This window comes from Metabacillus kandeliae, from assembly GCF_021166585.1.
Lineage (GTDB): Bacteria > Bacillota > Bacilli > Bacillales > Bacillaceae > Metabacillus_B > Metabacillus_B kandeliae.
The window spans coordinates 1-2,308 of the sequence record NZ_JAJOZE010000024.1 but is presented as its reverse complement, the minus strand read 5'-3'; the positions used below and the strand labels follow the sequence as shown (position 1 = coordinate 2,308).

Annotated in this window: 2 protein-coding genes; both read left to right on the top strand. The window is 39.0% G+C overall.

Annotated elements, in window-relative coordinates; all coding sequences use genetic code 11:
* Positions 1-1,396 (top strand): pre-toxin TG domain-containing protein (locus LRR81_RS21075; RefSeq protein ID WP_231791387.1); only part of this gene is annotated, 1,396 nt, incomplete at its 5' end.
* Between the two features lie 21 nt (positions 1,397-1,417).
* Entirely contained in the window at positions 1,418-1,936 is a 519-nt protein-coding gene (locus tag LRR81_RS21070) for an Imm6 family immunity protein (protein WP_231791386.1), read from the top strand.
* Positions 1,937-2,308 lie beyond the last annotated feature (372 nt).

Sequence of the window (2,308 nt, the reverse complement as noted above, 5' to 3'; positions counted from 1 at the left end):
TGAAATGTACAAAGTCAACCAGGAAGCGGCCAAGCAGACAACAGAATACATCAACGCCAAAAATGAACAGGCTGAAGCAAGACGAGTCGAAAAAGCCATGATCGAAAAAGAGAACCGGCCCTGGTATGAAAAAGGCTGGGACATGGCCTCAGACTTCGTCGGTGAAGTCTCCGGCTACTATGATGCAAAACGCGCAGCAACTGGCGTCGACCCTGTAACAGGCAGGAAACTCAGTGAGGCAGAACGCATCGCAGCCGGCGCCATGGCCGTTGCCGGATTCATCCCTGTCCTCGGCTGGGCAGGACGCGCAGCTAAAGGCGGCAAGGCGATCTACTCAACTGTAAAAGGAGTCACAGCAGCCTCGAAAACAATGGACGCCTATAAAACGGTTAAAGGCATGGAGATCCTGGGTAAAACTGAAAAAGGCATCTACGGCCTCGTTAGTGCGAATGGCCTGGCGGAAGGGATTACAGGAAGGGACATGTTCGGCAATCAGCTGACAGATGAGCAGAGGAAGAACAGTTTGTTTGCTGGATTGACGATGCTGGGGATCGGCGGGGCTGGTGCGGCGCTGGATAAGTATGGGCCTAAGATTCCAGTGCCTAATATAACGAAGCCTAAAATGCCGTTTAGTAATGAGCACATTAAATCACTTCAAAATAAAGCTAATGAAGCGTTAAGTCATATCAAAAATAAAGTAGGCGAATTAAAACTTCCTATAAGAATTAAAAATGAGGTATTAGTTTCTCCACAAGGGCAGAAATTTCCTATTCTCACTATTGAAAAAGAACCTTTAAAGAAACTATATCCTATGGCTTTTTCAGCTAAGTCTGGGGAAAATGTAAAAATTAATATTAAGTCTATAGTAGGAAAGAAAGATTTAGATGATTATAGGGCCGAACTTAATGTTTCTAAAACACATACGATAGCAGTTGGAAAGGCAGAAATACCAATATTAGAAAATTCAGTGTTTAAAGGAGCTTCCCCTGAAGTTAGAAATCAGGCTAACTTACCATCGCTAGATGTAGTAAAACCAGATAGGGAATTCAAAGCGCCATATGACCATATTAAGAATCCGAAGTTAGCTCAATTTACTCGACATGCTGAAGAAGGAGTACTTAATGAGTTTAATGATGCCGTGATTAAAACCGGCATAGACCCTAAAGAAGTCACAGGGAATTTATACATTCATCAATCAAACCCTCGAGGCGTGTGTAATAAATGTACTAAAGGCTTAAATAAACCTTTTCCAGAAGATAAATGCGGAATTTTTTATCAGGCAAGCATGAAATACCCTAATTTAAAGATAATTGTTACTTCTGAAATTGATGAGTCGGTAAAAACTAATGGGCTAACCTCTTTTATATTGCAGAATGGTAAAATAATTTGTAAGTAAACTTAAGACAAGAGGTGTATTATGATTAATGTTTCTACTATATACAGCTTTAACAATTATATAAAGGTTGCTTGTACCTTAACAATCGCTGAAAAAGTTTTTAAAGAGGTAAGTGAAAGTGACATTAGATATGCAGAAGGAAGAAAATCATTGGACGCTTGTTGGCTTTGGGTAGAAAGAGGAGATATTAATGCTGATAGTCTATATGAATTAATAGATAATGAAGATTTTACAGGTATCTCTGAATATGCAGAGGAAGAAGAAGACTTAAATATTGCCAGGTTATGGTCGCTACTAGTGGATGCTGTTTCCTATACAGCTTGGCAAGCATATAAAAAAGAAGGAGCTAAATATCTACCCCAATCTTTAGAAGGTATAAAAGATGAAAGTATAGAAGTCTATATAAACAGTGCAACAGAAACTACTTTTATAAATGATGAAGAGATAGAAGAGATATTAGAGAGAATACTAGCAGAATATGAAGAGTTAAAAGATATTATTATAACCAAAGAGTATTTTCTTAACAAAATTAAAGTCTGAATGCTGTTATTTTTAAAGAGAAACCAAGAGAGCGATTTCTTGGTTTCTTTCATTAGATATTTATAGTTTCTTGTTTTCGTCCGGAAGTGAAGAATTCTGCCTATATGGCAATTTACTGTTGCATTACATATAGCAAAAGTTAGGCAGAAACATTAATATTAAACGCCCCAAAGAGATTTCCCCCATGAAAACCCTCACCAAAATCATCAGCAACCACCGCTTCATCTTAAAACCGTCGCCACCCCTGAATTCCAGGCATAGCGCCTATAGTCCACATTAGCCAGATCAATTCCTATAGGGAAAAGGGGACAGGAACCTTGATTGCAGTCCATTCGCAATGCAAAAACAATGGTCGGACAGCAGCAGAATGAC